This is a genomic window from Micrococcus terreus (assembly GCF_900116905.1).
Lineage (GTDB): Bacteria > Actinomycetota > Actinomycetes > Actinomycetales > Micrococcaceae > Citricoccus > Citricoccus terreus.
On sequence record NZ_FPCG01000027.1, the window covers coordinates 1 to 1812 of the forward strand.

Genomic DNA, 1812 nt, shown 5'->3' on the forward strand with positions numbered 1-1812 from the left:
TTATTTGGTTGCCATCACTTCATTGCACCCCCGTGTGGTGGGTGGTGGTTGCCGGGATGAGCTTGGGGGTTGTTGCTGCTGGTTTTCCGCTGGTGGTGATGGTTCTCGAGTGCTTTTTGTTTTTTACGGAGAGTTTGATCCTGGCTCAGGATGAACGCTGGCGGCGTGCTTAACACATGCAAGTCGAACGATGAAGCCCAGCTTGCTGGGTGGATTAGTGGCGAACGGGTGAGTAACACGTGAGTAACCTGCCCTTGACTCTGGGATAAGCCTGGGAAACTGGGTCTAATACTGGATATGACTTCTCACCGCATGGTGGGGGGTGGAAAGATTTATTGGTCTTGGATGGACTCGCGGCCTATCAGCTTGTTGGTGAGGTAATGGCTCACCAAGGCGACGACGGGTAGCCGGCCTGAGAGGGTGACCGGCCACACTGGGACTGAGACACGGCCCAGACTCCTACGGGAGGCAGCAGTGGGGAATATTGCACAATGGGCGCAAGCCTGATGCAGCGACGCCGCGTGAGGGATGACGGCCTTCGGGTTGTAAACCTCTTTCAGTAGGGAAGAAGCGAAAGTGACGGTACCTGCAGAAGAAGCGCCGGCTAACTACGTGCCAGCAGCCGCGGTAATACGTAGGGCGCGAGCGTTATCCGGAATTATTGGGCGTAAAGAGCTCGTAGGCGGTTTGTCGCGTCTGCCGTGAAAGTCCGGGGCTTAACCCCGGATCTGCGGTGGGTACGGGCAGACTAGAGTGCAGTAGGGGAGACTGGAATTCCTGGTGTAGCGGTGAAATGCGCAGATATCAGGAGGAACACCGATGGCGAAGGCAGGTCTCTGGGCTGTAACTGACGCTGAGGAGCGAAAGCATGGGGAGCGAACAGGATTAGATACCCTGGTAGTCCATGCCGTAAACGTTGGGCACTAGGTGTGGGGGACATTCCACGTTTTCCGCGCCGTAGCTAACGCATTAAGTGCCCCGCCTGGGGAGTACGGCCGCAAGGCTAAAACTCAAAGGAATTGACGGGGGCCCGCACAAGCGGCGGAGCATGCGGATTAATTCGATGCAACGCGAAGAACCTTACCAAGGCTTGACATGTTCCTGACCGCCGTAGAGATACGGTTTCCCCTTTGGGGCAGGTTCACAGGTGGTGCATGGTTGTCGTCAGCTCGTGTCGTGAGATGTTGGGTTAAGTCCCGCAACGAGCGCAACCCTCGTTCCATGTTGCCAGCACGTAGTGGTGGGGACTCATGGGAGACTGCCGGGGTCAACTCGGAGGAAGGTGGGGACGACGTCAAATCATCATGCCCCTTATGTCTTGGGCTTCACGCATGCTACAATGGCCGGTACAATGGGTTGCGATACTGTGAGGTGGAGCTAATCCCAAAAAGCCGGTCTCAGTTCGGATTGGGGTCTGCAACTCGACCCCATGAAGTCGGAGTCGCTAGTAATCGCAGATCAGCAACGCTGCGGTGAATACGTTCCCGGGCCTTGTACACACCGCCCGTCAAGTCACGAAAGTTGGTAACACCCGAAGCCGGTGGCCTAACCCTTGTGGGGGGAGCCGTCGAAGGTGGGACTGGCGATTGGGACTAAGTCGTAACAAGGTAGCCGTACCGGAAGGTGCGGCTGGATCACCTCCTTTCTAAGGAGCTCTTACCACTGTGCTCTGCGGTCCTGTGTGGCTGTGGGGTGGTGGTCAAGAAGAATGGCTCGTTGCAGCCCCGTTCGTGGGTTGGCGAGTTGCTCATGGGTGGAACATCAACGAATCGACGTGCCTGCTGATCTTGAGTCGGCCCTGTGGGGCTGCTG

At 57.0% G+C, this 1812-nt stretch carries 1 rRNA gene; it reads left to right on the forward strand.

The annotated features are described in order from the left end of the window. Positions 1–122 precede the first annotated feature (122 nt). A 16S ribosomal RNA gene (locus BM355_RS13960) occupies positions 123–1645 on the forward strand. The last annotated feature ends 167 nt before the right edge of the window (positions 1646–1812 follow it).